This is a genomic window from Desulfobacterales bacterium (genome assembly GCA_030066985.1).
In the GTDB taxonomy this organism is placed as follows: Bacteria; Desulfobacterota; Desulfobacteria; order Desulfobacterales; family JAHEIW01; genus JAHEIW01.
Map to the genome: position 1 here is coordinate 48,942 of JASJAN010000032.1, position 25,388 is coordinate 74,329.

A 25,388-nucleotide genomic window follows, 5' to 3' on the forward strand; every position below is an offset into this window, starting at 1 on the left:
GAAGGAGGTCAAATGAAAAGTGGCGGCATGACAGGCGGCATCTATAAACCGCTTAATTCCGAACAGGTGGAGCTGATTCACAGTGAGGCTTTGCGCCTGATAGAAGAGGTCGGCATGGCATATGAAAGCGGTCAGGACGAGATGCTCGAGCTGGTAAAGCGCGCCGGCTGCAGGGTAGATCCGGCGGCCATGCGGATTTTTTTCCCACCGCGGCTGGTCGAGGAAATGGTGGCTCAAGCCCCGGGAGAGATTATTTTATACAGCCGGGACGACAAAAACGATCTTCATCTGGGCAAGGACCGCGTCTATGCTGGAACCGGAGGCACCACAGTGAAAGTCCTGGACCTGGATACCGGCGAAGTGCGACAGAGCGTGCTTCAGGACATCCACAATGTGGCGCGCATCGTGGAGGAAATGAAACACATCCATTTTTTTCAGAACTGTTGCGCACCCAACGATGTACCTCATGAGGATTATGATATTAACATCGCTTTTGCCGCTATGATGGGCACCCGCAAGCATATTATGTTCGGGTGCAGCTGCGAACAGGGCCTGCGGGATACCTACCGTATGGTCACCAGAATCGCCGGCGGAAAAGATGCGCTTGATGCCAGACCGCTCTTTTCGATCGCCGCCTGCATGATTATCAGTCCGTTGAAGTTTTGCACCCAGTCCACTGCTAACGTGCGCACCGCTGCAGAACTCAATGTGCTTACGACCGTTACCAGTGCACCCATGAGCGGCTCCACTGCACCGATGACCATGGCTGGCACCTTACTGCAAACCCACGCCGAGGTAATGGCCGGGATTACCGTGCATCAGCTGACCCGGCCGGGCGCTCCCGTGCTTTATGGTGGACTGCCAGCTCTGGCGGAAATGCACACCATGGGGTACCAGGGAGGTGCGGTTGAATGCGGTATGATGCAAACGGCAATCCATCAGCTCAGTCAAAGAATCGATGTGCCCAATTACGCCACCTCAGGTTGTTCTGACGCCAAAATCCCTGACGCCCAGGCCGGCTGGGAAAAAGGCTTCACTACCGGTTTGGCGGCCATGGGCGGAAATAACTGGATCCACCACGCTGCCGGTATGCTGGAATCGATGCAGTGTATCGCTTACGAACAGTATGTGATCGATGACGAGATCATTGGCCAGGCCTGTAAAATCCTGGAGGGTATTTCAACGGGCGCGGACCACCTGGCCTTTGAAGCCATCCGCGACGTGGGCCCGGGTGGCAACTACCTGTTGTCCGACCATACCTTTCAGCATTTGCGCTCTGAGTATTTTCAGGGCAACGGGGTCAGCGACAAGGCCGGGCGGGAAGCATGGATCGAAAACGGCCGTCTTTCAGCTCGCGAGCGGGCGCGGGCCATGGCGCGCGTCATCCTCGATAAGCCTGTGGATCCCAAAATCGATCCCGATATCGAGAAGGATATTCGAAGCGATTTTAATATCTTCCTGTAGCCCTCTGCACCCCTAGATCCGCTATGGGAGGGCGGCCTGGATGGGCTGGACGCTACTCATTCATCTTTAACTCACAAAAAACACGGTAGCCTGCGCCTTTCCAATAACCGATCAGCAGCAGGATGTCATCATCCTCATAGTTGTTTTTAAAAAAATAATTTACGTTTCCGTAGGTATCCCGCTCAGAATTGAGCAAGATCCGCGCATAATTTTCATGCCACATAATTTCATGATCATCCCCATAAAACCAAGGCATCATCATTTTTGCGGCCATGACATCTACATTTTTATAAGGGTTTTCTTTTGCAAAAAATGAAAACTCGCCGCCAAAATGATGCTTGCCATTTACGTTATCGATCAAAACGACACCATGATGCGGGTAATAGGGATCTCTATTCGGCGCTTCATGAAAGCACGTTCCGCTGTAAACACCGGAAGCCGGTCTAACGGTCATGCCGGTACTTTCACAAAATTGGTGCCAGATTTTAAGTGACGGCGCTTGGCAATACTGGCCCTTGCCCCCGCAGGCATTGGGGAAACAGCTATGGCGATCAGGTGCATGGGAAGCGCCAAGACAAAAAATGATAGCGGCAAGCGCAATCGTTTTCATTAGCGGCGATTTTTGCATGAAGGCGATCTCATATCGTAGATATGTTAGATATTTTGGTGCCTCAGCAGAATCAGAAATTGCAGCAGCTCTGCGAGATATAGGATATTGATTATATTTAGTCTCAGCATAATACTAAATTACCAAAAACACAATTGGCAGCGTGGCATCTGCACCAGATCCCCCATGAACGATCTAAAAATTAGGCTACAGGCATTTAGAGCCAGCTTTTAATTTTACGGCGATAAACATCTGAAAATTCATGAAAATCATGTCAACGGCATCCATTTAATATCTCAGAGCTTGTCGCACCACCATTATAAGCAATATATTCCCAAGCATGACTGTCGGCAGATTAGACCTTGACAGTACTAAGATGATTCTCTATGGTGGAAAATATTTATTTTTTGAATATAATTTATTTATTTTCGATTTTACCATCTCCCCAGAGTTAAAAAGCACCTCCAAAAGTTGGAATTGTTATCAAGCTGAAAAGCAAATAATAATTCACCATAACTTAAAAACGGCCAAAATCCGAACTTCAATAGTGCTTTGGGCACGCAATCGTTCCTTTATCCTATTTATATCATAAGAAAAATCGTATCGACTGGATTTGAATACCTTGCTCATCGTTTTCCAACCTATGCACGTCATGAAAGGAGGATGTAATGAAAGACATTGAAACAGTTCACCCTGCCATTCACGATTTTAAGATCGATATGGACAAGGGCAAAATCACGCGGCGTCAATTTTTGAGATATGCCACGTTGCTGGGGATGTCTGTGGGTGCAGCGAGTCAATTGGCCGGAATAACATGGCCGAGCAAAGTGTTTGCTGCCAAGCAGAAAAAGGGAGGTGTTTTAACATTTGGCATGCAGGTCCAGGAAATGGCCGACCCGGCGACCTATTCATGGACCCAGAAATCCGTGGTTGCGCGCCATATTATCGAGTACATGGTTTTGACCGGGCCGGATAACATTACGCGACCCTATTTGGCTGAAAGCTGGAAGGCATCTGACGATTTGAAAACCTGGACCTTCAATTTACGTAAGGGGGTTAAGTGGTCAAATGGCGATGACTTCAATGCCGATGACGTCGTATTTAATTTTACCCGCTGGCTTGACCCCAAAACCGGATCATCCAACCTGGGCCTTTTCGATGCCATGCTCGAAGAAAGCGGAGAGGTAGATCAAAAAGGCAATCCGGTCAAGCGTATGATCAAAAACGCGGTTCAGAAAGTTGACAATCATACGGTCCAAATCAACCTGAAATCGCCGGTGCTGTCAATTCCTGAAAACCTTTACAACTATCCCACCGGAATTGTGCATCGCAATTTTGAAAAAGAAGGCGGAGACCTCTCCAAGAACCCGGTTGGCACAGGTCCTTACACCCTGAGTGCATTCAAGGTCGGTGAGCTGGCGGTCTTGAAAAAACGCAAAGAACCCTATTGGGGCGGTGAAGTCTTTCTGGATGAAATTCGATTTGTTGACCTCGGCGAAGATGCCGGCGCCTATCTGGCGGCTATCGCTTCAAGACAGGTTGACGGAATTTACAATATTGATCTGACAACCCTGGATGCAGCCAAAAGTATCCCGGGAATCAAGGTTGTCTCGATCCCATCGACCCAGACCGGGGTCATTCGCATGAAGGTCACCGAGAAACCCTTTACCGATCCTCGCGTGCGCCGAGCGGTCCAGTTAACCTGCGATGCAAAGAGACAGCTCGACATCGCCCACCGTGGCTTGGGGATCATTGGCGAGCACCATCATGTTGCCAAGATACACCCCGAATACTTTGCCCTGCCTGCCTTCAAGCAGGACATCGCCGGCGCCAAAAAACTGCTGGCCGAGGCGGGCTTCCCCAATGGCATCGATTTAGAATGCGCCGTGGGAAATACCGACGGCGTCTGGGAGCAGGATTCGGTGGCCGTGCTTAAGGAGGACGCCGCCAAGGCCGGCATCAACATTAAAATGAATGTGATGCCATCGGCAAAATACTGGGATATTTGGACAAAGGCGCCCTTGAGCCTGACCTCATGGACCCACCGTCCGCTGGCCGTAATGGTGCTGGGTCTGGCCTACCGCACCGGTGTGCCCTGGAATGAATCCAGCTATGCCAACCCCAAGTGGGATGCCGCTTTGACCGAAGCGGAATCGACCTTGGATGTTGAAAAACGGCGGGCCAAAATGGAGAAGGTTCAGAAAATTTTGCAGGATGACGCCATCATGGTTCAGCCGTTCTTCCGAGCCGTATTCACAGCGGTCCGGGATAATGTCGTCGGTTTTGAAATGCATCCGACCCGCTATTATCGCTTTCATAAGGTCTCTCTGGCCTAAAAAAGCGTGCGTTTGGGCATGGGGAGTGCTGCGGCGCTCCCCGGCCTATTTTCCACCCAGAAAATTAGAATCCGCACAGAGTGCAAATCGCTCAATGCGGCGTTAAGGGTTAATGGTTGTTCGGACTTGAAGATGGCCTGATATTAAACTGCTGTATGATCGCTCTTAAGCCATTAACCAATAACAAATAACGAATAACTCCCAATTGAATTTTTTTTCAATTGGGTCCGGATTGCATCAGGAGGGGTAAAAATGGTCACCTTGGTGTTGAAACGCTTTGGGTTCATGATTTTTACCATGATTGTCGTTTCGCTGATTCTTTTTATACTGCTGGAGACAGGACTTACGGGCGATCCCGCGGCGCGGGTGCTGGGCCAATTTTCAAACGAAGAGCAGCGCGAGCTGTGGCGCGAGCAGCACGGGTACAATCAGCCCGCCATGCTGCGTTATGTGAAGTGGCTGGGCAACTTTGCGACCGGCAACCTGGGGGAGTCCATCCGCTTTAAAGGCCCAGTCGCTGATGTGATGCTGCCGCGGCTATGGAACACCGCTATACTGGGATTCTGGACGTTTGCGATTATGATCCCGCTATCATTGACGTTAGGTGTTTTATCGGGAATGAGAGAGGGGTCAATGCTGGATAGAACCATTTCGGTGTTTGGGATTCTAACCACTTCCGTACCGGAATTTGCCAGTGCGGTATTTTTCTCGGCCCTTTTTGTCTTCGGTCTCAAATGGCTGCCGGGCACCAGCAGTATGTCGGGCGGGTTCGATTGGCGACAGCTGGTTCTGCCGGTCATGGTGCTGGTGGTCTATGATTTTGGCTATGTCGCCCGCATGACCCGGGCATCCATGGCGGAAGTCATGACCTCACAGTACATAAGGACAGCGGTGCTAAAAGGGTTGCCGTACAAATCGGTGATTATCAAGCATGCATTGCGTAACGCTCTGATTGCGCCGTTTACGGTCATCATGCTGCAAATCAACTGGCTGCTGTCCGGAGTTATTGTGGTTGAATTCTTCTTTGCCTACAAGGGATTTGGTGCGCTGATTCTGGAGGCTTCTCTGAACAACGATATTGCCCTTCTGGAAGCGTGCGCCATGGTGGCGGTTTTTGTCGCGGTGGCCACCCAAACCCTGGCCGATATTGGCTACACATTCCTCAATCCTCGCATCCGATTTAGCTAAGCCCATCAATGCGTAAATACGGTGACGTATTTACTTACTCAGGGCTTAGTGCTGAGCAAGCGATTGTGTTAGATGGGTTAATTTTTATGTGTCCATGTAATGACGAGTCGAAGCACTAAGGAGACAAATGATGAATACGACTGCAACAACAACTCAAATGCCTTCTGCCGGATACGGTGCGGCTTTGTGGCGAGCACTGAAATCTTTTAGGCTCTTGCGGGAGAGCTGGGTCGGCATGGCGGGAGCATTGCTCGTTTTATTCTGGGTAGTGGTGGCGATCCTGGCACCGGCGCTGGCGCCCTTTGACCCCAACTCGTCTATTCAGCCGTTTGCCAAACCGGGGGTAGTGGCGGCCAAAGGCGGCACATTCTGGCTCGGTACCGATCATATTGGTCGCGATATTTTATCCCGTATTATCTGGGGTTCGCGCACGGTATTAATCTATTCGCCCTTGGCAACCCTTTCCGCTTACACGGTGGGTATTCTGATGGGGCTATTAGCCGGATATCGCCGCGGCTGGGTAGATGATGTTTTGTCTCGCCTGGCTGATATCATTCTCTCCTTTCCGGTGCTGGTGTTGTATATTATCATCATTGCCGTCATCGGCGCATCCGGGATTAATATCATTATTGCCATCACGTTTGCATCTTCACCGGGAATCATGCGTATTGTGCGCGGCCTGGTGCTGGATCTGCGCAATCGTGACTATGTCGCAGCAGCGCAAACCAGAGGCGAATCCGATTGGAAGGTGATGCTGGTCGAAATTCTACCGAATGCACGCGGCCCGCTGATCGTCGATGCGTGCCTGCGACTGGGTTACGTTATTATCACCATCGGTGTGCTCGGTTTTCTGGGCCTGGGTCTGCCGCCACCGGACCCGGATTGGGGCGGCATGGTAAATGAAACCCGACAGATGGCCATGGCCTTTCCACACATGACGCTGTTTCCCTGTATCGCCATTTCCTCTTTGATTTTGGGGTTTAATCTCCTGGCGGACGGCCTGCGGGAAATCTCTTTGCGTGATTAGGAGGTAAAATATTTATGAATGACGATCAAGCTCCGGTACTGATCTGCAAAGACCTTAGCATCTCTTACTATACCCGGGCAGGAGAAATCCCGGCGGTGGTGGATTTTTCGCTGACGGTACTGCCCGGTGAAACCATCGGCATTGTCGGCGAATCGGGCTGCGGCAAATCCACCGTCGCCATGGCAGTCATGCAGTACATGGGCGGTAACGGCGGTATCAAAAGCGGCAGTATCACCTTTAAAGGCCGCGATCTAAACCAGATGTCGGAATCTGAGCTGCGCCGTATTCGCGGATCAGAAATTGCGATGATTTATCAGGAGCCCTTTGCCTCTTTGAATCCAAGCCTCAAGATCAGCACCCAGCTGATGGAGGTGCCGCTGGCGCATGAAAATATTTCCAAGGATGAAGCGCGGCAAAGATCGGTGCAGATGCTGGCGGATGTCAAGCTGCCGGATCCCGAACGGATTATGGACTCATATCCGCATCAACTATCGGGTGGCCAGCAGCAACGCGTTGTTATCGCCATGGGCCTTCTGTCGAACCCATCGCTGTTACTGCTGGATGAGCCCACTACCGCGCTGGATGTTACCGTAGAGGCCGGCATCGTCAAACTGGTGGCCGATATCAGCAAGAAGTTCGGCACTTCGCAGATCTATATCTCCCATAACCTGGGGCTCATTCTGGAAACCTGTGATCGGGTATTCGTGATGTATTCCGGTGAAGTCGTCGAAGAAGGAACCATTGACTCGCTGTTTACCTGGCCAAGGCATCCATATACCCATGGGCTTTTTGCATGCATTCCGCTGCCGACAGCTGACAAGAATGCTGCTCCGTTGAAACCGATTCGCGGCCAGCTCCCACTGCCTTTCGAACGGCCCCAGGGCTGTTATTACCATCCGCGCTGTGATCATTTTAAGCCCGGGTTGTGTGACCAGGAACATATCTCCATGGAGCATGTTGTCGATAGCGCCGCCGACCACCGCGTGCGATGCTTACGCTATAAGGAAATCGATCATCACTTAGAGGCGCCGGGTGGTGAAGCCAAAGAAGCGCTTGAACTCGGTAAACGGGTGCTTGAAGTCGATCACATGAAGAAGTACTACGAGGTTCGTGACAGCTCGCTGCGGGCCCTGATTAGCGGCAAGCGCGTTCGTTATGTCAAGGCAAATGAGGAGTTGAACTTTACTGCCAGGGAGGGTGAAACCGTCGCCATCGTCGGCGAATCCGGCTGCGGTAAATCAACATTTGCCAAAGTGCTGATGGGTTTGGAGAAAGGTACTGACGGCGAGGTGCGTCACAGAGACAAAGATCTTTCGGAAATAGCCGTTCGGGACCGCAGCGCAAAACAGATCGGTTCGCTGCAGATGGTATTTCAAAATCCGTTTGACACCTTGAACCCCAGCCACAGCATTGGTGGCCAGATATCACGGGTGATCAAGAAATTTGGCGTCGAGAAGGATAAAAAGAAAATTTTTGATCGCGTCATGACCCTGCTGGATACGGTCAAACTGCCCAGGGATTTTTATTTCCGAAAACCCCGGCAGCTGTCGGGCGGTCAGAAGCAGCGTATCGGTATCGCCCGGGCATTTGCCGGAAACCCAAGTATGGTCATCGCCGATGAGCCGGTTTCTGCCCTGGACGTTTCAGTGGCGGCGGCTGTAACCGAACTGCTGATGGAAATTCAGCGCGAACAAAAAACCACGCTGCTTTTCATCAGCCATGATCTGAGTGTCGTGCGCTACCTGTCGGATCGCATTGTCGTTATGTATCTTGGTCATATACTTGAAAGAGGCACTACGGAGGAGATTTTCGCGCCACCCTATTCCCCGTATACTGAGGCACTGTTATCGGCGGTGCCGATAGCCGATCCTGAAGTGACCAAGCGTGAGATCGTACTGGAGGGAAACCTGCCCAGCGCCATGAATCCGCCCAAGGGCTGCCCTTTTTGCACCCGCTGCCATCGGAAAATCGGCGATATTTGTGATAATGATCCGCCGCCGGAGCAAGTTGTGACGGATCGGCACGTCATCAAATGTCATATTCCAATTGAAGAGTTGAAAAAGGTGGAGCCCGTCATCCATGTGCCGGATGACTCCGAACGGATCCACGCGCGGCATTGAAGATCAACGGGGTCATTTTACGATCATTTTCGTCAAGTGGCGGCGACGAATCGGCTGCAAGCGCATCTAATCGATGCGTGATTTCTGGACCAGGTTACCCCCGTGCCAAAGATAGATCGCCAACAAAGGCGCGGTCTCCGTTCGCATGGCATGCGGCTCCCAGGGTGCATGAAAAATGAGCTGGCCAGGGGCGCGATAGTCCCAATCCTGATCTCCGCGCTGCCACAAAGTTGGCCCCGTCAGGGGCACGTATACTTCTCTCGCCTCATGGCTGTGCCGCGGATATTTGATTTCAGGTCCCAAAAACAAAATGCCACAGGCCATCCGATCACTGGCGATGGGACCCCGCAAGCCGATAAACTCCGTCCAACCATACCTCTCAAGAAAATCAGCACCACAATCCTGCGCTGCATAGGTTTGCCCCCAATTCAGGTGGTTTGCCAAGGAGTAAAGCATGCGAACCATAAACTCAGTTTGCTTCTCGGCTGCTGTGACGGCCGCCGGCATCCAGGAAAGAACAGGAAGAGAACGCGGACGAATAAAACGTTTCACAACAATTTCGGATGGCCAATCTGCCAGGAGGGAATTTAGCTGCGGGTTGTCAAACCCTGTAAATAAATTGCGAATCGCAGTGACAAGCAGTTTGATGTTGTTTTGATGATCAACTAACAATGTAAGAAATTTGCGACCTTAGTAGGCAGTGGGTTTTGTGTCTCTATTTGACCGCCACAACCGTGCAGGGTGCTTCCAGGATAACATACTGAGCAGTGGAGCCAAATACCAATTTTCCAACCTTTGATCTTCTTCTGACGCCGATGATAATTTCATCCACATCGTTGTCTTTTACAAATTGGACCAGGTCTTCTCCAGTCGACCGGACACTGACGATGGCTTGCGTAACACAGGGGATATTATCCGCTTTAAAGGCCGCTTTTAGCTTTTCCAGCTTGTTTTCAGCTTTATCGATATCTTCTTTTTTCAAATCAGGACCTTGTTCCAATGAAGTGATAATATGAATGTCGGCTTTAAATGCCTGCCCGTGTTTGTGGGCCACCTTGACTGCATCTTCAGCCACCTGTGAGCCGTCATAAGCCACCAGAATCTTCATGTTGTCCTCCTTCCGTAAAGTCACGTTTGGAAAAGATAAATGCTGTTTAATATCTTATCATGTGTATAAAACCGCCGGACAACTGTCAAGATATCCGATCAGGTGTTCAGCTTTTCGGTTTCAAGTTCATAGGGCATGGACCTGTTGGTCATTAGCAGGGTGATTCTGTTGGGCAAAATTGATATCACAACTTCCCATCGTGCTTATTGCAGACAGGTTTGATTGTATATCGAATACAGGAACCGCCGGACTTGGTCAGTGGCAGCCGCAATTTTATCCCACCGGCAGGTGTTAGCCGGCATGCGCCTCAGTCAGCTCTTTTTCGCCTTTGATCTTGAGCTTTTCAAGGTTTGCCAGGGTCTTGCCAGGTAAGGGCGGCACCTTGTGTGTTTCTATGATGCTTTTGACCCTTTCGGCCACTCGCTGGCTCATATCTTTTGAACCCTGCTCGCACCAAAGATCATAGGGTTGGCGTGCCATCAGGCTCGGTATCCAGAGCTCTTTGCGAAAGTGTTCGTAGGTGTGATCCTCTTGCAGAAAATGCCCCCCCGGGCCGACCTTTTCCATCACATGGCGGGCCAATGTTTCGACGGACACGTCGATACCGCGAATAAAGCGCTTGGCCATTCCAATGACTTCATCTCCTAAAACGAGCATTTCCGCAGAGCAAATCATTCCCATATCCATATAGCCCACATCGTGAATCAGGTTCAGACCAGCCAACCCCTGGGCCAGGATGGAAAAGGCGCTTTCAATGCCCGCCTGGGCATCAATGGTTTTTGAATCGGTGGAACCGGCTAGGCCCCAGGTGGGCAACCCGAATGATTGAACCACCTCAGCCTGAGCGGCCAAACCCAGACTCATTTCAGGTGCAGCAATGCTCATTGTCGAGGTGGCCATGTCAAATCCGGAAACATTGCATCCCATAACATAAGGCGTCCCAGGATTGCGCAGCTGTATGAGGATCAGGCTCATCAGGCCTTCGGCAACAGCCAGTGCCACTGTGCCGGCCAGGGTAACTGGGGCTGTAGCACCTAACTGCTGAGATGGGGCAACAACCTGGGGCAGAAAAAGATCGGCAGATAAAAACATTTTATCCACCGGTTCCTCCGGAAACACCAGTGGTGTGATAGGCTCCGGGTATGATATCATAAAAGGTTTTTCCCGCAGGGCATCCATACCGCCAGCCACCTCGGCAGCCATTTCGTACACCAGCTCACTGCCGTGAGCTGAATATCCAATAAAAACAATCGGCTTGGTAGTGTGGGTCACCGCGGCTTCGAACTCGTGCAAATCGGCCGCAATGGCCGGGACATCCTGGCTGGAACCCATGGGCATCACCCAGTCGATATGGGCCAGTGCATCAGCGACGAGGGCGCCGTGAGCAATGTCAATGACACGTGTTTCATGGATCTCACCGGTCAAAGCGTCTTTGGTGCGCGGGCTGGCAGTTGAGGTGCCGTAATAACTTTTGCGCCCCTCGACCTCCATGGCACGCTGTCCCTGCCGATCATAGATGGTAAATCCCTTAGGAACTTTTTCCAGGCACTCCTGCACAATATATTCGGGGACTTTTACAATTTCACCCCTTACCATGGCACCGGCCTGCTTGAGCATTTTACGGGCCCCTTTGTGGAGCACTTTGGCGCCGGTCTTTTCCAGGATGTCAAAGGCAGCGCGTTGAATTTCCCAGATCTGGTCATCACTGAGAACACGGAAAAATACAGACCGGTTATCTCTAAAGGACGACTGGATCATCTTAACCTCCTTAAGTTTTGAACTGCTGCGTTAATCAATTAAAAAGGAAAGAATGTGGTGGTTAGAACATTGACCTGCCGGCAGCACCGCAAACAGGTCTTGGATTCAATTGCAGGCCGGCTCAACCCTTTTAGGCCGCAGAATGCTTATGGTATTGAGGCGAATATATACCCAGTTCCGCCAGCTTCTCTGGCGTCGGCTGACCTTGAGCGTTCCAGCCCATGACATCGTAAAATTCCTGAATCATGGGTTCCATCCAGGCATGGGGTTTGGAAGGCGCCTCACCGGAGTTGTAGTCTTTTTCAAAAAACATGTCGGGCAGCCGGTCATCAGCTGCGCTGGCACCGTGTCTGAGGTTGAACAATCGTTCCAGATTGACGATTCTTTCGCCACTGACAATTAGCTTGGAAGCTTCCACCGGCCAGCCGGTTATGGCGGCCGTCAACTCAGCCTCCCCCACCAGATCATAGGCACAGATCAGACACAGCGCCGGCACCTTACACAGACCCAGGCCGTCCAGCACCGTACCCATGATACTGGACCTTCTGACCAGCTCGGCCTTACCATGAATGGATTTGAGGTCGGACGCTTTGGGAGCGCCTAGCTCTTCGGATTGCTCGTCCGGCAGCCACTTGTATTCCAGGGTGGCAAAAACATCATTAAAATCCGCTCCCCGGCTGGCAACCGCATATCCCAAAGCCGTTCCCATGATGTTATCCGGGTGGTAGCCGGCCATTTCCAGTCCTTTAACGTGGGGGGCGTAATGCTCGGCCCCGCGCCCGATCACGCGGCTTGCCCGAAGCACACCTTGTGCCAGAATCTTGCCAAAACCCCGACCCGCAGCCATCTGCCGGATCAATGTCTCCATGGCATCGCCATTGCCCCAGGCAAGATCAAGTCCACCGGTATCCTTCAACGAGATAATACCCCGCTCGAAAAGATCCATGGCAAAAGCGATAACACTGCCGGCGGAAATATTGTCAAGCCCCAGCCGCGAGCACAGATTGTCTAAAAAGACGAGCGTATCGAGGTCGCGCAAGCCACACTTGGACCCCAGCGAAAGCATGGGCTCAAATTCAGGGCGCACCGCCCGCATCCCCTTATATTTGCCGTGCTTAAATTTAATATCGGCCTTGCAGTGAACCGGGCAGCGATGGCAGCTGCGTCTGCGGGTGATCTGATCCTCTAATTTTTTGCCGTCGATTTGGCCGGCGGCTTCGAAAGTGTTTTGCCGGTAATTATGCGTTGCCAGGATTCCCAGATCATCCGCCCACTCGACATAACCGGCGCCGCCGTGTCTGGAGATGCCGGCATAATGGGGTGAATTCTGAATTTGCCAGATATAGCGTCGGACGGCTTCAGTAAATTGATCATTTGAATCAAACAAATTGCGGGATCTTTGTTTTTTGACCACAATGGCCTTCAAATTTTTGGATCCCATCACGGTACCCATACCGGTTCGTCCGGCCGCATGATCCCGATCGGACATAATGCAGCCAAACAAAGCACCATTTTCCCCGCCCGGTCCGATGGTCAGCACACTTATTTTATGGCTGCCGAGCTTGGCTTTTAAGCGCTCCTCGGTTTCCCATGTATCCAGGCCCCACAGGGATTTGGCATTGCGGATTTCGATGCTGTCACCGTCAATCAACAGGTATACAGGCCTGCTCGACCTTCCCCGTAAAATCAGGCTTTGGATGCCATTGGATCGCAAGCGGGGGCCGAAATTGCCGCCGATGTTGGAACTGCCTAAAATTCCGGTGAGCGGTGAGAGGGCATTTATATGGAGCCTGGCAGACGACGGTGCCGCTGTGCCGGTCAGCAAACCGCAAGACATCAACAAAAGATTTTCAGGGCCCCGCGGGTCGACGCCGGCCGGCAGTTGATCGTATAACACGTGGACATTGAAACCGCGCCCGCCCAGATACTTGCCGGCCAGATCCTGTGGATATTCGGCAAGCTTCCAGGTTTTGGCGGTTAAATCAACTTCCAGAGTGTTTCCCAATATGCTCATGTATCAGATAAAGCGCCTTTCGGTTCAAAAGTTACCGATGATCACCATATATCCGGCATAAAACAATTATTCTTAGAGAATTGCCAAATGCGTGTCAAGAAAGAATACGCACCTGGCCTTAAATAGTAGTTCGGCATTTAATCAGATTGTCTCAATAAATTTCTTCAAAAAAAGATAAGTTAAAAAAGACCTTAAAAAGGTTTCTTGGACTGACCGGTTTTATTGATTAGGTAAGTACTGGAGTGATGGCGTAATGAAGTGTTCAAAAAATTGATTCATTATTAGCCGATAATTCAATGAACACATACGCCAACATTCCGAAAATATATAAAGTAAGGCATTAGGGAATGGTAAAGCGATGGCGTTAATAATACTAATGTAGTTGGCCGATCTGTTTTTCTACCGCTTTGATGATCTTATCGCTGCGCATGAGCTGCTTGATGGCGGCGATGTCTGTTGAAAGGATACGATCTTTGTCAAGGTGGGAAACGGCCTTGCGGATGACTTGGTAAGCCGCCAGAGTGCCTTGGCCGGGTTTCATATTGGTAAACAAATCCAGCGCTTGGGCGGCACACAAAAGCTCGATCGCAATCACATCTTCGGTATTGCGAACAATTTCTCTGCATTTGCGTGCCGAAATAGTGCCCATCGAGACATGATCTTCTTTATTGGCTGAAGTGGGGATCGAATCAATGCTGGCCGGATGACAGAGCACTTTATTCTCGGAAACGAGGGCAGCAGCTGTATATTGTACCAGCATGAATCCGGAATTCAGTCCGCCATCATCCACCAAAAAGGCTGGCAGTCCGCTAAGTTTGGGATTGACCAGGCGCTCGATTCTCCTTTCTGAAATATCCGCCAGTTCCGCAACGGCCATTGCCAGAAAATCCATCGCCAAAGCCACCGGCTGGCCATGAAAATTGCCGCCCAGCAGAAAGGTATCGTCATCTGGAAAAATCAGCGGGTTATTTGTGGCTGAATTCATCTCGGTTTCGATGACCTGTCGGCAATAGCGGATCGCATCCCGGGTGGCGCCATGAACTTGAGGTGAGCACCTTAAGGTGTAAGCATCCTGGACGCGGCTGCAATCCTTATGGGATGTGATGATTTCGCTGTTTTGGGTCATGCGGGCCATGTTATCGGCCGCGGCCGCCTGGCCGGGATGGGGCCTGACCTCGTGAATTTTAGGATCAAATTCTGTACGGCTGCCCATTAGCACTTCCAGGCTCATGGCCGCCGTAATATCGGTCAATTTGGCCAGCCGACCGGCATCATCGACCGCCAATCCACCGATGGCCGTCATCACCTGGGTGCCGTTGACCAGCGCCAGGCCTTCGCCGGCTTCCAGTTGTAATGGCTTCAGACCGCATTTACTGAGCGCCTGTCGCCCGGTGAGCCGCTGCCCTTTGAAAGAAGCCTCTCCTTGCCCGATGAGAACCAGCGCGAGGTGGGCCAGCGGGGCCAGGTCACCGCTGGCGCCCACCGAGCCTTTTTCAGGAATAAGCGGGCACACCCCCCAATTCAAAAGCGCAACCAGCTGTTGGACGGTTGATAGCTGAATACCGGAATGACCTCTCGCCAGATCCTTGATGCGCAATGCCAGAATCGCTCTGACCGTTTCCTCATCAAAGGGTTTGCCGACACCGGCAGCATGGCTCATGAGGATATTTTTTTGAAGTTGACGCGTATCTGTTTTTGAAATCGATACATCGCTGAGGGCGCCAAATCCAGTGGTGATGCCATATATCTTTCGCTCCTCCTGTACCCAGCGCTCAATCAGATGACGGCTCTTTTGAATTTGCTTTTCAGCATCGGCAGTCAGCTGAACCTGTACACCTGACCGCGCAATGGCTATCAGATGCTCCAGGGTCATTCCTTCCACACCCAGGAATATGTTCTTCATTTTTTTCCTCATGGATTGAAGTAGATGCCGATCGCAGGATAAATTTTTATGATGACCGTTGTCAAATATTACCTTGAAACGACACTCAATACAAGCTATCCTTCGCAAAATTAAACCTTATTTAAACCACTTACCCTGTTTCTGGCCCATAGGGGTGACGTTTCCGCTTTGGGCGCCATCAAACAAATGAATTCCGATCCTCGTAATATACAAGACTTTTGCCGAATCTTTAGCATCCCGGACCTGATGAAACCATGGCTGGATCGGTTTTTTGAAAATGCAGAGATCGATCTGGTTCTGATGCTTGCCGGACGTTCCATGGGGGAAGCAGAAATTGCGCAAAAATTCAGGGGCACCGTCGAAATGGCTGGACAGGATAACCTGTCGTTTTTTTTAGAGCGCTGCTATCAGCGGGGTGTCATTAACCGAAGCAGCGACGGTTGCTACGAACCTGCCGATTTGCACACCCGCTATGATATCTGGGCCATGTTCGAAGGCTGGAAAGACATTCCTGGAAGGGTTCGTGAGCACCTCAACGCCGTTGAATGGAATTACTCGGAGCGGCACTACCAGGATAGCGTCCATCGCATGCAAAAAGGCCATCCCAGAGATCTGTCTGACATGTATGCCGAATATATCCTCCTGCAAGAAGGTGAGGCCCTGCTGGAAAGCGTCAACCACATTTATCTTCTACCCTGCAACTGCAGATCTATGAAGCAGGGCTGCAGTCAAACTGTCTATACTTGCCTGCGGTTTGAAAATGATCGCAATCTCGGCTGGGAGATTTCAACCTCCAGGGCGAAAGAAATCATGCACCTGGCCAATAGAAATGGGCTCATGCAAACCGCGGAACTGGCATTAACCAAAGAGGGCCTTATTCGCGGGGCTATTTGCAATTGCTGCGCAGACTGCTGCGTCCACCCTGACCTGGCAGAACGCTATGATGCTCGAAATATCTGGCCGCTGTCGCGCTATGTGGCGCGACATCTGACGGACCAGTGCACCGCCTGTGGCCTGTGCGCCAAACGCTGTCCGTTCAACGCCTTTACCGCCAAAGAAATTGAACCTGACCCTAATGCCCACTTGCCATCGACGAATAGAAAACGTAAAAGCATTCACCTTAACAAAGATTTGTGCCGCGGTTGCGGGGTCTGCAGCACCGGATGCCCGGTTGAGGCCATTAAGATGATCCCGTTAGACAGCTGCAATCCAGATGTTTCCCTGGTTACGCAAATCGGATGTGGACCGGCAGCTGTCTTGCGCAAAAACGATTCATAAAAGCAGCTTTATGCTTCTTGGATTACACACATACAGCCTTTATCTGCACGGCATCGGACAGGCCTGGGCCGACTTTAAACTCCCCTGGCCCCGGCAGTTGAGCACTTTTGAGCTTTTTGAGCAGGCGGTTCGCTGGGGTCTTGACGGTCTGCATTTAGATGACGGGGTTCTCGAAAATCTGGAAACTTCTTATCTCACAGAAGTCGGTGCGGCGGCTCGCGAGCACAATCTCTACCTTGAATACAATTTTTCCATGGACCTTGGTGGTCAGGGGATTGGCATTCAACACGATCTGGCAGAGGGGATTGCCACAGCCAGCTCTCTGGGCGCGGATATTGTGAAGGTCGGAATGGACCTCATCCGTCCGCGACCGGTAGCAGCCAGTCGATTCCATCCCGAAGTTATGGCTCAAATCAAATTCGTTGCCGCCCAGTTGAAGCAAATCGCTCCCGCCGCTGAGACCGCCGGCATCAAAATCGCAGTGGAAAATCATTGCGACACTTTTTCTGAAGAAATCCTCTGGCTGTTGGACCGGGTCGACCACCCGCGGGTCGGCGCCTGCATTGATACGGTCAATGCCTTGATGGTCATGGAAGATCCGATGGTGGCCATTGAAAACCTGGCGCCGCGCGCCTTTACGAATCATTTTCGGGATGACCGCATCGAATTTAAACGGTACGGATTCAAACTTACAGGCACTGCCGTCGGAGAGGGCGACATTGATATCCAACGCGCCTATGACATCATTAAAACCCAATCTGCCATGAATCGCATTAATATTGAAACCGAGATGGACATCCCGCTGGATGATATGGAAACGGCCTTGAGAATGGAAAAAGAGACCATCGAACGCAGCATTACCTATTGCCGGGAGGTTTTGGGCATAACAAAAAACAGCAAGCATTAAGGACAATTGCCATGCAAGATAATGTCGCGATTTCAAATGCAATGACGATTAAACTGGAGGATGTGTTTGCTGAACTGCCGGAGATGCCGCCATTTGTGGAGGGGATCCGCCGCGCACCGGCCCGCCAATTTACACTCAGCCCCAAAGATACCCGGCTGGCACTAAGAAATGCCCTGCGCTACATCCCACCAAAATGGCATCAACAGCTGGCACCTGAGTTTCTAGAGGAACTGTTGACCCGGGGCCGAATTTACGGATATCGATTTCGCCCGCTGGGCCATATTAAAGGCCGGCCAATAGATGATTACCGCAGCAGCTGTATCGAAGGCCGGGCGTTTCAGGTGATGATTGACAACAACCTGGATTTTGATGTCGCCCTATACCCCTATGAGCTGGTGACTTACGGTGAAACCGGTCAGGTCTGCCAGAACTGGATGCAGTATCATCTGATCAAAAAATACCTTGAAACCCTCAACCAGGAACAAACCCTGGTGATGGATTCAGGCCACCCGCTGGGGTTGTTCGCTTCTTCGCCGCAGGCACCGCGGGTAATCATCACCAACGGTCTGATGGTGGGCTGTTTTGATGATGCCCAAAACTGGAACCGTGCAGCAGCCTTGGGCGTCTCCAACTACGGACAGATGACTGCCGGTGGCTGGATGTACATCGGTCCCCAGGGAATCGTGCATGGTACTTACAGCACCATCTTGAATGCCGGTCGTGACAAACTCGGCATCCCGGCCGATCAGGATTTGAGCGGGCGTTTATTTGTCACATCCGGCCTTGGGGGTATGAGCGGCGCCCAGGGCAAATCCATCGAAATTGCCAACGGCGTGGGGATTATCGCCGAGGTCGATTATTCCCGGATTGAAACCCGTCTGGAACAAGGCTGGGTCAACCGCGTAACGGAAGATCCGGCCGAAGCGTTCAAGGTGGCAGCCAAATGTCAGCAGCAGAAAAAGAGCATGGCGATTGCTTTTTACGGCAACGTGGTCGACCTGCTCGAATATGCTGTCAACCACAATATCAAAATCGACCTGCTGTCGGATCAAACCTCCTGCCATGCAGTTTATGAGGGCGGCTATTGCCCTCAAGGGATTTCCTTTGAGGAGCGCACCGAGCTGCTGCGCTCCGGCCATGCCGGATTCAAAGAAATGGTTGACGCCACGCTGCGACGCCATTATGAGCTGATCAAAACTCTTGCCGATCGCGGCACTTATTTCTTTGATTACGGCAACAGTTTTCTCAAAGCGGTCTTTGATGCCGGCGTCCAGGAGATCTGTCAAAACGGCAAAGATCCCATCGACGGGTTTGTCTTCCAATCCTATGTCGAAGACATCATGGGACCGATCCTGTTTGACTACGGCTATGGCCCCTTTCGCTGGGTTTGCTTGAGCGGCACAGATGAGGATCTGGCCAAAACAGATCGGGCTGCCATGGAATGTATCGATCCCGAACGGCGCTTTCAAGATCGGGATAACTATATCTGGATTCGCGATGCTGAAAAAAACAAGCTGGTTGTGGGAACCAAAGCACGTATCCTGTACCAGGACGCCATGGGGCGCATGAACATCGCATTGAAATTCAACGAGATGGTCCGCATGGGTCAGATTGGACCGGTGATGCTGGGCCGTGATCACCACGATACCGGCGGCACCGATTCGCCTTTCCGGGAAACCGCCAACATCAAAGACGGCAGTAATATCACCGCGGATATGGCGATTCACTGCTATGCCGGCAATGCCGCCCGGGGTATGAGTCTGGTGGCTCTGCACAACGGCGGTGGCGTAGGCATCGGCAATGCCATCAACGGCGGATTCGGTCTGGTTTTAGATGGCAGTGAACGCATCGATGGTGTCATCCGCCGTGCGATCCCCTGGGACGTGATGGGCGGTGTTGCCCGCCGCGCGTGGGCCCGCAATCTAAATTCTATTGAGACCAGCATTCAGTATAACAAAGTGCGTGCAGGCACCGACCATATTACGATCCCCTACATCGCCGATGACAAAATGGTAGCCGACCTGGTAACCCAGGCATTTGATGATTTAGAAAAATAAATCACCGCAGAGACGCAGAGTTCGCAAAGTTTTTTCTATTTTCCTTTCTGGTGAGAGGCCAGAAAGGAAAAAACAACATCCCTGCGGGATTCATATTTAAACACCTTAAAAAATATGATCTAATTTCTTAAAATTCACGTATTGTATTTACCGCGAAGCGGCTGAGGGTTTTTGATTTGCCGGCATCTCAGCGGCAAATCAAAAGAGATGATCTCTCCGCGAACTCTGCGTCTCTGCGGTGAAAATAATACAAATCAGGAGAAAGAGATGGCTGGTATGAAAAAAATCATCGAGTGTGTGCCCAATTTCAGCGAAGGCCGCAATCAACAAAATATTGAAAAAATTGTGGGATCCTTTCGCGGACAAAAGGGTGTCAAGCTTCTCGACTATCAAACTGACGAAGATCACAACCGGATGGTCGTTACCGTTGTCGGAGAACCGCAGGCCCTGAAAACGGCTGTCATCGAAGCCATGGGCAGCGCCATCGAAGCCATCGATATGAACACCCACCAGGGCCAGCACCCGCGCATGGGAGCCATCGATGTGGTGCCATTTATCCCGATTAAAAACGTCAGCATGAAAGAAGCGATCTCATTTTCCAAGGAAGTCGCTCAAGAAGGGGCTAAAAAATTTGAACTTCCTGTTTTTCTGTACGAACGCTCGGCCAGCCGACTGGAAAGAGAAAATCTGGCCAACATCCGCAAAGGCCAGTTTGAAGGCATGGCTGATAAGATCAAACAGCCGGAATGGAAACCGGACTTCGGCCCTGTAATGCTTCACCCCACTGCCGGTGCAACGGCCATCGGCGCGCGTATGCCGCTGGTGGCCTATAATGTCAACTTGGACAGCGACAACATCGATATTGCCAATGACATCGCCAGAAAGGTCAGGCACATCAGCGGCGGGCTTAAATACTGCAAAGGCATCGGCATTGAATTAAAAGACCGGGGAGTGGTGCAGGTATCCATGAATCTGACCGATTATACCCAGACCGCTCTTTATAGGGCCTTTGAGCTGATCAAAGTTGAAGCTCGCCGCTACGGGGTCAACGTGATCGGCAGTGAAATCGTCGGCCTGGTTCCCATGGAAGCGCTGATGGACACCGCCGCCTTTTATCTGGGGCTCGAAGGCTTTTCCATGGAGCAGGTGCTAGAAGCCCGTATTTGGGAATGATGTTAGTAATTGACCGATTGATTTTTATATTCACCGCAAAGACGCAGAGGGCGCAAAGGGTATTTTCTTATTTCTTTTCGGTGAGAGGCCGAAAAGAAATAAACCTCAGGCCCTGCGGGCAATTTTAAGCAATAAGATTCACACGGCAAACAATTGCAGCTATTCTATAATTTAACATAGAAAAAGCAGATTCAAACCTTTTCATTTGCCGGCGTCTCAGCGGCAAATGAAAAAATTTAATTCTCTGCGAACTCTGCGTCTTTGCGGTGAAAGAAACGGACAAACAATGAACGGAAATATAATCATAAAAAATGCGGCTGAGCTGGTGACCTGCAGCGGGTTTGCTGCCAAAAAGGGCCCCGAAATGGCCGACCTAAAAATCATCAACAATGGGGCTGTGATGATTAAAGACGGTGTCATTGAGGCTGTCGGCCATAGCCGAGAAATTGATCGGCAGTTAAAAAAAGCCGACGTGGATCAATCTGCTTTTGATGTGGTCGATGCCCGCAATAAGGCCGTGCTGCCGGGTTTTGTCGATTCGCACACCCATCTGGTATTTGGCGGTTACCGGGCCGAAGAGTTTGCCTGGCGTCTGCGAGGCGACAGTTATATGGAAATTATGCAGCGGGGCGGCGGCATCGTCAACACGGTGGAAGCCACGCAGCAAGCTTCCACCGAAGAGCTACTGCAATCGGGCATCAAACGCTTAAATTCCATGCTTTCATTTGGCGTCACCACCGTGGAAGGCAAAAGCGGATACGGCTTAAACTGCGAGACTGAAATCAAGCAGCTGGATGTGATGTCCCGCCTGGATCAGGTCCACTACCTGGATGTGGTGCCGACTTTTTTAGGCGCCCATGCAGTCCCACCGGATTATAAAGGCAAACAGGATGCCTTTATCGATTTTCTGATCTCAGATGTCATGCCGCGGGTGACGGAGCAGCAGCTGGCGGAATTCTGCGACATTTTCTGCGAAAAAGATGTTTTTTCGATAGACCAGTCCCGTCGCCTGCTTTCCAGGGCAAAGGAATTGGGCCTTAAATTAAAATTGCATGCCGATGAAATCGTGCAACTGGGTGGCGCTGAGCTGGCCGCAGAACTGGGCGCTGTTTCGGCAGACCATTTGCTGCAGGCATCCGATCAGGGCATCAAAGACATGGCGGCCGCCGGCGTGGTGGCAACCCTTCTGCCGGCCACCGCTTTTAGCCTCAAAGAACCCTATGCCGATGCCCGCAAAATGATCGACGCCAACTGCGCCGTGGCGCTGGCGACCGATTTTAACCCGGGAAGCTGCTTTACCGAATCCATCCCGCTTGTGTTTGCGCTGGCAACGCTTCATATGAACATTGCCACCGAAGAAACAATCAGTGCCCTGACCATCAATGGTGCCGCCGCCCTGGATCGGGCCGATCAAATCGGCAGCATCGATGTCGGCAAAAAGGGGGATGTGGTGGTTTTGGAATTTCCATCTTACACCTACATTCCCTATCACATAGGTGTGAGCACTGTCGAAAAAGTGATCAAGCAGGGCAACCTGGTGTATGACAAAGAAAAAGGAGGCATCATCCATTGCTAAAAGATCTAACCATAACCGAATTTTTAGAACAGACGGCTTCGTCAGAACCCCTGCCCGGCGGCGGATGCACGGCCGCCCTCAACGCCGCCTTGGCAGCCAGCCTCACCGAAATGGTGGCCAATTTAACCATCGGCCGCAAAGAATTTAAAGCGGTTGATGATGAGATGCAACAAATTGCGCAGGCTGCAGCGGATCTGAGGAAAAAACTGCAGAACGATATCGACAACGACGCGCAGGCCTACCAAGAAGTGCTGGCCGCCTTTAAGCTGCCGAAAAACACCGGCGACGAAAAAGCACAGCGCTCCAACGCCATTCAGCAGGCCTTTAAAATCGCGGCAACTGTTCCGTTGGGCGTTGCCCGGGATGCCATAAACCTGATGGATCTGGCTGCCCGGGCCATCAAAGACGGCAATCCAAACGCGGTGACCGACGGCGCCGTAGGCGTTTTAGCGGCACGCACAGCAGCCCTGGCAGCCATTTATAATGTAAAAATAAATTTGAGCGCCATCAAAGATAAGGCATTTGTAGCAGAATTGACGCGGGAAATCGAAGAACTTGAACAGCAGGTGATCGCAAAAGAAAAAGAGATTCTATCACAGGTCAAGATCTAAATGCTATCGATCATCTGTATATAGGCGAACTATATTTTCTTAGCGAATTCTGCAACGTTTGGAAGGTAAAAATGAAAAGCCGATTTCTTTATATCATCTTTGCGATCATGCTGGTATTGCTGGTCAACCCATTTATTCGACCCCTCGGATTAATGGGCCACCTATTTTCTTCCTTATTTTTATCAATGATACCACTGGCAAGTGCCTATGCCCTGACCAAGGACAAGAAAAAAGCAATCATCATACTCATTCTTGCGGCACCTTTTGTGATCCTTGACGGCCTTAACGTATATTTTACAAATCGGCTTTTGATGGTGGTCGCATTTAGCTTTGGTACAACTTTGTATTTTTATATTGTCGTTTTATTGGTGAAAAACCTTCTATCTATCAGAGTCATAACCGCTGACTTGATATGTTGCGCTATTTCCATTTATTTTTTAATTGGCATTATGTGGGCGGGTATCTACAGTGTTTTGGAGGGCATTTCACCAGGTTCTTTTTCAGAAACGACAGATTTGCTTTATTACAGTTTCGTCACCCTTACGACCGTCGGCTACGGTGATGTTGCGCCCTTAACAACATTGAGCAAGAGGCTTGCGGTATTTGAGGCCGCCATGGGCAGTATTTATATGGCGGTTATTATCGCCATGATTGTCGGCAGATATATGTCAATGCAAGTAGAGCAAGATTCTGAAAGTAAAACCAGTTCAAATAAATGAGATGCCGATAATTAATCGGCACTTATGAATCTTTCCAAAAATTAGCTCCCTTTCAGTTCCGTTCGCGGCACCATCCCACCATCAAAATCGACGGAACATCTGACCTTTGGGTGGCATTCGCGGCTATAGATGCTTATCCATTGCACAACATTTAGTTCAGATTTGTACTCAAAATGCAGCAGATATTTGCCCGCCTGAATCCGATCCTTTACTTCCTGAATGCTTTGACCTGCCTGGATTTGACCGCACACCCGATTAATTTACCTTGCCGAAGCAATCCAAAGATAACCCATGTATCCAATCCATAAGAAGAACACCAGACTGATTATTTTAAGGATTTTCATGATAAAACCCTTTTTAGGTGCCACCCGGTTCAGGTGGCTCAGTGCGGCTGTGCTTGCAAATATGATGTGTTAAGGCGATTTGAATGATTGCCACTAAAAGCAAAACAATAGCTGAATAGAACAGCAATTTTACGGAGGACCCTAGTTGAAACCGCCAGCGCTTCTCATCCATTTGCGCCCACTTCAAAAGCTCTTTAAACTTTTCATCAGAGAGCGTCAGCGAAGTACCAGCTTGATTTGACGCATAGATTTGCTTAAGCTCACGATACACATTATAAGATGCCATATGTGAAACAAACTGTGAGTAATAGAACAAAACCAGCGAACACAAAATTAAAATAGCGCCAATAGCGAAAAACCCGGTTCGTTTTTTTATCTTCATGGCATTTCCTAATGATCGATTCGATGAAATGGCCTTGCCATTGTGGTGATTTTGGAAATGCCTGAGCATTTATCACACCGCCTACCCAGGGAATGACCCTGAACTCATCCATCATCTGTAAAAATTGCCGGGTTTGCCTGGCATTCACCGCCGGAATTTCACCCGTATTCCGGCAAGGACACAAATGCGGATATACATCTGTAATATTGTGATCCAGAAGTAAAGTTTTCAGTTTCATAATATTTTGAGCATTTCGGAAACGATTTGCCTTCTTCTTGTGCTGCTGAAACCATTGATCATCGCCTAACCATCCGTGCTGGATCCAAATACCATTACGTTTTAAGTCATGGGAACCATCAACGACCACTTTGCCGGGTGACCATATCTGGTAACCGATTAGAATAAGGCCGGCGAGCAAAAAGCATCCCACTAGGGTTCTGTATGGTGGTTTTTTTAGTTTGCTGATCAACTTCATGGTGTTACTGGTTGTGACCGCAGGCACACCTTTCAGAGGCATAATAAAAAGCCGAATGCGGCCAGTACAAATAAAGCTGCCATTCCTGTCAAAAACTTAAGCAGCCTTGAAATAATCAGATATTCTTTAGAACCCTCTTTCTTGTATTGGCGATTTACTTTGGTGGTTAAAACCCCAAGGATCACAGCCAAAATTAGCATCGGAAGCCAGCCAAAACCGGACAATAGTACGAGCTTTAATTCAAATCTTCTTTTTTTGGATGCAGCCGTTTCATGCAAAAATTTTTCAGGGTTGATGGTATCAACAAAATTAGGTTCAAATAAATTCATTGATAGCCATAG

The 25,388-nt window shown here is 50.5% G+C and carries 20 protein-coding genes; 12 read left to right on the forward strand and 8 right to left on the reverse strand.

Annotated elements, in window-relative coordinates; genetic code table 11:
• The first annotated feature begins 12 nt into the window (after positions 1-12).
• Positions 13-1,464: a trimethylamine methyltransferase family protein gene (locus tag QNJ26_16235; GenBank protein MDJ0987091.1), complete on the forward strand. Its 1,452-nt coding sequence runs from the start codon at positions 13-15 to the stop codon at positions 1,462-1,464.
• 52 nt (positions 1,465-1,516) lie between these two features.
• Here QNJ26_16235 and QNJ26_16240 read toward each other — a convergent pair whose 3' ends face one another.
• A complete protein-coding gene (locus tag QNJ26_16240; protein MDJ0987092.1) occupies positions 1,517-2,092 on the reverse strand; it encodes a hypothetical protein in 576 nt (191 codons plus the stop codon).
• Positions 2,093-2,739: 647 nt separating this feature from the next.
• Between QNJ26_16240 and QNJ26_16245 the strand changes: the two genes are divergently transcribed.
• The 4 genes from QNJ26_16245 (at position 2,740) to QNJ26_16260 (ending at position 8,742) form a co-directional block, all read left to right on the forward strand.
• Positions 2,740-4,407 (forward strand): ABC transporter substrate-binding protein, encoded by a 1,668-nt coding sequence (locus QNJ26_16245; GenBank protein ID MDJ0987093.1) that lies wholly within the window; start codon positions 2,740-2,742, stop codon positions 4,405-4,407.
• 252 nt (positions 4,408-4,659) lie between these two features.
• Positions 4,660-5,595 (forward strand): ABC transporter permease, encoded by a 936-nt coding sequence (locus QNJ26_16250; protein MDJ0987094.1) that lies wholly within the window; start codon positions 4,660-4,662, stop codon positions 5,593-5,595.
• Positions 5,596-5,725: 130 nt separating this feature from the next.
• A complete protein-coding gene (locus QNJ26_16255; GenBank protein ID MDJ0987095.1) occupies positions 5,726-6,622 on the forward strand; it encodes an ABC transporter permease in 897 nt (298 codons plus the stop codon).
• Between the two features lie 14 nt (positions 6,623-6,636).
• Positions 6,637-8,742, forward strand: coding sequence for an ABC transporter ATP-binding protein (locus QNJ26_16260; protein MDJ0987096.1), 2,106 nt, complete (start codon positions 6,637-6,639; stop codon positions 8,740-8,742).
• A gap of 66 nt (positions 8,743-8,808) precedes the next feature.
• Here the strand turns inward: QNJ26_16260 and QNJ26_16265 are convergent, their stop codons facing one another.
• The 5 genes from QNJ26_16265 to hutH all read right to left on the reverse strand — a co-directional run bounded on the left by QNJ26_16265 (position 8,809) and on the right by hutH (position 15,525).
• Entirely contained in the window at positions 8,809-9,294 is a 486-nt protein-coding gene (locus tag QNJ26_16265) for a dimethylsulfonioproprionate lyase family protein (GenBank protein ID MDJ0987097.1), read from the reverse strand.
• Positions 9,295-9,457: 163 nt separating this feature from the next.
• Positions 9,458-9,850, reverse strand: a complete 393-nt coding sequence (locus tag QNJ26_16270) for a universal stress protein (GenBank protein ID MDJ0987098.1) — start codon at positions 9,848-9,850, stop codon at positions 9,458-9,460.
• A 291-nt stretch (positions 9,851-10,141) separates the two neighbouring features.
• Complete coding sequence (locus tag QNJ26_16275) at positions 10,142-11,608, reverse strand: trimethylamine methyltransferase family protein (protein MDJ0987099.1); 1,467 nt, start codon at positions 11,606-11,608, stop codon at positions 10,142-10,144.
• A 130-nt stretch (positions 11,609-11,738) separates the two neighbouring features.
• The gene (locus QNJ26_16280) at positions 11,739-13,622 is read right to left on the reverse strand and encodes an aldehyde ferredoxin oxidoreductase family protein (protein ID MDJ0987100.1); all 1,884 of its coding nucleotides are present in this window, start codon (positions 13,620-13,622) and stop codon (positions 11,739-11,741) included.
• A gap of 373 nt (positions 13,623-13,995) precedes the next feature.
• Positions 13,996-15,525, reverse strand: a complete 1,530-nt coding sequence (gene hutH, locus QNJ26_16285) for a histidine ammonia-lyase (GenBank protein ID MDJ0987101.1) — start codon at positions 15,523-15,525, stop codon at positions 13,996-13,998.
• A 246-nt stretch (positions 15,526-15,771) separates the two neighbouring features.
• Between hutH and QNJ26_16290 the strand changes: the two genes are divergently transcribed.
• The 7 genes from QNJ26_16290 (at position 15,772) to QNJ26_16320 (ending at position 23,846) form a co-directional block, all read left to right on the forward strand.
• Positions 15,772-16,803 (forward strand): 4Fe-4S binding protein, encoded by a 1,032-nt coding sequence (locus tag QNJ26_16290; GenBank protein ID MDJ0987102.1) that lies wholly within the window; start codon positions 15,772-15,774, stop codon positions 16,801-16,803.
• A 10-nt stretch (positions 16,804-16,813) separates the two neighbouring features.
• Complete coding sequence (locus QNJ26_16295; GenBank protein ID MDJ0987103.1) at positions 16,814-17,710, forward strand: TIM barrel protein; 897 nt, start codon at positions 16,814-16,816, stop codon at positions 17,708-17,710.
• 11 nt (positions 17,711-17,721) lie between these two features.
• The gene (locus QNJ26_16300; protein MDJ0987104.1) at positions 17,722-19,767 is read left to right on the forward strand and encodes a urocanate hydratase; all 2,046 of its coding nucleotides are present in this window, start codon (positions 17,722-17,724) and stop codon (positions 19,765-19,767) included.
• 267 nt (positions 19,768-20,034) lie between these two features.
• Entirely contained in the window at positions 20,035-20,940 is a 906-nt protein-coding gene (ftcD, locus tag QNJ26_16305; protein MDJ0987105.1) for a glutamate formimidoyltransferase, read from the forward strand.
• 286 nt (positions 20,941-21,226) lie between these two features.
• Complete coding sequence (gene hutI, locus QNJ26_16310) at positions 21,227-22,516, forward strand: imidazolonepropionase (protein ID MDJ0987106.1); 1,290 nt, start codon at positions 21,227-21,229, stop codon at positions 22,514-22,516.
• A complete protein-coding gene (locus tag QNJ26_16315) occupies positions 22,510-23,127 on the forward strand; it encodes a cyclodeaminase/cyclohydrolase family protein (GenBank protein ID MDJ0987107.1) in 618 nt (205 codons plus the stop codon). The genes hutI and QNJ26_16315 overlap by 7 nt, the downstream gene beginning before the upstream one ends.
• A 71-nt stretch (positions 23,128-23,198) precedes the next feature.
• Positions 23,199-23,846 (forward strand): potassium channel family protein, encoded by a 648-nt coding sequence (locus tag QNJ26_16320; GenBank protein ID MDJ0987108.1) that lies wholly within the window; start codon positions 23,199-23,201, stop codon positions 23,844-23,846.
• A gap of 357 nt (positions 23,847-24,203) precedes the next feature.
• Here the strand turns inward: QNJ26_16320 and QNJ26_16325 are convergent, their stop codons facing one another.
• Together QNJ26_16325 and QNJ26_16330 are read right to left on the reverse strand one after the other, a co-directional pair.
• Positions 24,204-24,572: a hypothetical protein gene (locus QNJ26_16325; protein ID MDJ0987109.1), complete on the reverse strand. Its 369-nt coding sequence runs from the start codon at positions 24,570-24,572 to the stop codon at positions 24,204-24,206.
• A 507-nt stretch (positions 24,573-25,079) separates the two neighbouring features.
• The coding region (locus tag QNJ26_16330) for a hypothetical protein (protein MDJ0987110.1) at positions 25,080-25,388 on the reverse strand (309 nt) is incomplete at its 5' end.

Excerpts from the sequence above, each read along its gene's own strand:
- QNJ26_16235 (MDJ0987091.1), top strand. The coding sequence starts at position 13 with ATGAAAAGTGGCGGCATGACAGGCGGCATCTATAAACCGCTTAATTCC.
- QNJ26_16240 (MDJ0987092.1), bottom strand. The coding sequence starts at position 2,092 with ATGCAAAAATCGCCGCTAATGAAAACGATTGCGCTTGCCGCTATCATT.
- QNJ26_16245 (MDJ0987093.1), top strand. The coding sequence starts at position 2,740 with ATGAAAGACATTGAAACAGTTCACCCTGCCATTCACGATTTTAAGATC.
- QNJ26_16250 (MDJ0987094.1), top strand. The coding sequence starts at position 4,660 with ATGGTCACCTTGGTGTTGAAACGCTTTGGGTTCATGATTTTTACCATG.
- QNJ26_16255 (MDJ0987095.1), top strand. The coding sequence starts at position 5,726 with ATGAATACGACTGCAACAACAACTCAAATGCCTTCTGCCGGATACGGT.
- QNJ26_16260 (MDJ0987096.1), top strand. The coding sequence starts at position 6,637 with ATGAATGACGATCAAGCTCCGGTACTGATCTGCAAAGACCTTAGCATC.
- QNJ26_16270 (MDJ0987098.1), bottom strand. The coding sequence starts at position 9,850 with ATGAAGATTCTGGTGGCTTATGACGGCTCACAGGTGGCTGAAGATGCA.
- QNJ26_16275 (MDJ0987099.1), bottom strand. The coding sequence starts at position 11,608 with ATGATCCAGTCGTCCTTTAGAGATAACCGGTCTGTATTTTTCCGTGTT.
- QNJ26_16280 (MDJ0987100.1), bottom strand. The coding sequence starts at position 13,622 with ATGAGCATATTGGGAAACACTCTGGAAGTTGATTTAACCGCCAAAACC.
- hutH (MDJ0987101.1), bottom strand. The coding sequence starts at position 15,525 with ATGAAGAACATATTCCTGGGTGTGGAAGGAATGACCCTGGAGCATCTG.
- QNJ26_16290 (MDJ0987102.1), top strand. The coding sequence starts at position 15,772 with ATGAAACCATGGCTGGATCGGTTTTTTGAAAATGCAGAGATCGATCTG.
- QNJ26_16295 (MDJ0987103.1), top strand. The coding sequence starts at position 16,814 with ATGCTTCTTGGATTACACACATACAGCCTTTATCTGCACGGCATCGGA.
- QNJ26_16300 (MDJ0987104.1), top strand. The coding sequence starts at position 17,722 with ATGCAAGATAATGTCGCGATTTCAAATGCAATGACGATTAAACTGGAG.
- ftcD (MDJ0987105.1), top strand. The coding sequence starts at position 20,035 with ATGGCTGGTATGAAAAAAATCATCGAGTGTGTGCCCAATTTCAGCGAA.
- hutI (MDJ0987106.1), top strand. The coding sequence starts at position 21,227 with ATGAACGGAAATATAATCATAAAAAATGCGGCTGAGCTGGTGACCTGC.
- QNJ26_16320 (MDJ0987108.1), top strand. The coding sequence starts at position 23,199 with ATGAAAAGCCGATTTCTTTATATCATCTTTGCGATCATGCTGGTATTG.
- QNJ26_16325 (MDJ0987109.1), bottom strand. The coding sequence starts at position 24,572 with ATGAAGATAAAAAAACGAACCGGGTTTTTCGCTATTGGCGCTATTTTA.